The sequence below is a fragment of the Novipirellula sp. genome (genome assembly GCF_041583735.1).
Lineage (GTDB): Bacteria > Planctomycetota > Planctomycetia > Pirellulales > Pirellulaceae > Novipirellula.
Genome location: NZ_JBFHFD010000951.1, coordinates 1 through 2,285 on the forward strand (window position 1 = coordinate 1; position 2,285 = coordinate 2,285).

The following is a 2,285-nucleotide window of genomic DNA, read 5'->3' on the forward strand; positions in this document are numbered from 1 at the left end:
GAGGCAACGAGTCCTGCCGCTTCACTGAGCCAAAAAGGACTCGTTGCCTCGTCCACTACGGTAAATGTCGCCAAAGCGTGGATCCACTACGTAACATCGACCGCCACTGAAACATCCGATGGGCCTAGCTCGTTTCCTCTCACGATTTTCACCCTCCGACCCCCCCCACTTCATGTTCACTCGATTTCGCCGTCGTCCGCCTACCAATCTTACGCCGACGCCCGCTGTGTCACCGTCGCCCTATCGCGATTTGGTCGACCCGCGGGTCTTGGATCAAATCGGTCATTTGGAACTGTTGTCGCGGAGTGTGGTGGACGGGTTATTGGCGGGCAAGCATCGCTCGACGACCAAAGGGGGTTGCTGCGAGTTCGCCCAGCACCGGCAATATGCCGCGGGTGACGAGGTCCGACAAATCGATTGGCAGGTCTACGCAAGGAACGATCGCTACTTCATTCGCCAATTCGAAGAAGAAACGAACTTGCATGCGATGTTAGCGATCGATGCGAGTGGATCGATGAAGTTTGGATTGTCGACGCAGAGCAAGCTTGATTACAGCAAACAAGCAGCGGCCTGTTTGGCGAGGCTACTATTGCATCAACGCGATGCGGTCGGATTGACGATTCTGCACGACAATAATCCAGCGTTTGTTCCAGCGAAACAGCATGCGGCTCATCTGCGAGCGATCTTGGCGACGCTGCAGTCAGCGCAGCCCAACGAGGCGGCCTCCAATAACGAAGGAAGTTTGGGCAAGCAGATCCAACATTGTGCGGCCCGGCAACGACGACGGGGATTGTTTGTGCTGTTCTCGGATTGTTTTGGCGACCTTCAGGAACTCACTACCGCTCTGCGGATCGTCCGTGCTCGCGGACATGACGTGGTGGTGATGCACGTGCTGGCTCCGGAAGAGTTGACGTTTGACTTTCGCCGCTGGTCGGCGTTTCAGTCATTAGAAGTTTCGGGCCAGCGTATTCATTTGGATCCCCCCGCCGTCCGCCACCAGTACTTGGAACGGATGCGACGCTTCGTTGCGGAATTAGAAGAAACCGTCGTGGGCCTCGGTGGCGACTATGTCCGCTTGACGACTGCAGTCGATTTGGCAGACACGCTTGGCTGGTTCCTGCGGAACCGCATGGCACGCAAAGGAGCGAAACGAAGATGAGTTTCCTGAGCGTTGCATTTTTGTTTGCTCTGCCTTTGGCTGCCGCTCCGCTATTGCTGCATCTGTTTGATCGACGCCGTAATACGGTGATCCAGTGGGGTGCGATGCAGTTTTTGATGGAGGCATCCGCGAGAAAAACCAGTGCGCGACGCATGAAACAGTGGCTGCTGTTGCTGCTGCGTTGTTTGGCGATTGCCGCACTTGTGTTTGCTCTCGCACGCCCCTTGTTGCCGTCGGGATTTTTAGCAGGTAATCAGCGGGGCGAGACCATCTTTATCGTCGATAACTCGATGTCGATGTTGAGATCGGATCCGCAAGGAACGGTGATTGCCAGTGCGATTGATCATGCGATCGAAATGGTGACAGAATTGCCAAATTCGGATGACGTCCGTGTCTTGACCGCCGCACCGTATCCAATGTGGACTGGGACGGGGCCGGTCCGAAGCGATCGGCGAACCAGACAGTGGATCAAGTCCGAATTACAGCAGCTGCAGGCCACGCGAGGCCGCAGCGATCTGTTGGCGGCACTGTTCACTGCGGTTCAGGCCGAACACCAACCGACGCAATCCTCGCGTCGCATTGTCGTTTTGACGGACGGTCAAGCTGCCGATTGGGGACTGGAGGATGAAGCAGGTTGGAAACGTTTTCACGAAGTTTTGAACGATTCACCCATTCGAACCGAAATCCAAACCGTTCGGCTAGACAAGTTCAGCGAGTCGAGTTCCCAAGAGGCTGCATCCAAAGGGAATGTGGCGGTGGATCAAATGATTGTCCGGCGGACGATCGTGGGCGTGGACCAACCGGTGACGATGACAGCTCGGCTGCATAATTACGGAAACGCCGCGTTTTACGGGGCTCCGCTTCATTGGAAAATTAATGGAGCCGAACAAGACCAGCAAGCAATTGATTCTATCGATGCAGCGCAATCACTCGAAGTGAATTGGGAGCACACGTTCACGACACCAGGGACGTACCGCGTTAGTTGTCGGCTTGATCACTCGGACGATCTAATCGCAGACAATCATTTTAGTACGGTGGTGGAAGTCGTCGACCGGGTCCCAGTGGTGATCGTCGAAAACGCGTTTGAACTCGCCGAGATGCAACAAGATTCGTACTTTGTCCAGGC

2 protein-coding genes are annotated in these 2,285 nt (G+C 55.3%); both read left to right on the top strand.

Annotated features, from left to right (window positions below; translation table 11 throughout):
* Window positions 1-172 precede the first annotated feature (172 nt).
* Window positions 173-1,159: a DUF58 domain-containing protein gene (locus ABX962_RS34930; RefSeq protein ID WP_372726275.1), complete on the top strand. Its 987-nt coding sequence runs from the start codon at window positions 173-175 to the stop codon at window positions 1,157-1,159.
* On the top strand, window positions 1,156-2,285 hold a 1,130-nt coding region (locus ABX962_RS34935; protein WP_372726276.1), incomplete at its 3' end, for a BatA domain-containing protein. The genes ABX962_RS34930 and ABX962_RS34935, both read left to right, overlap by 4 nt.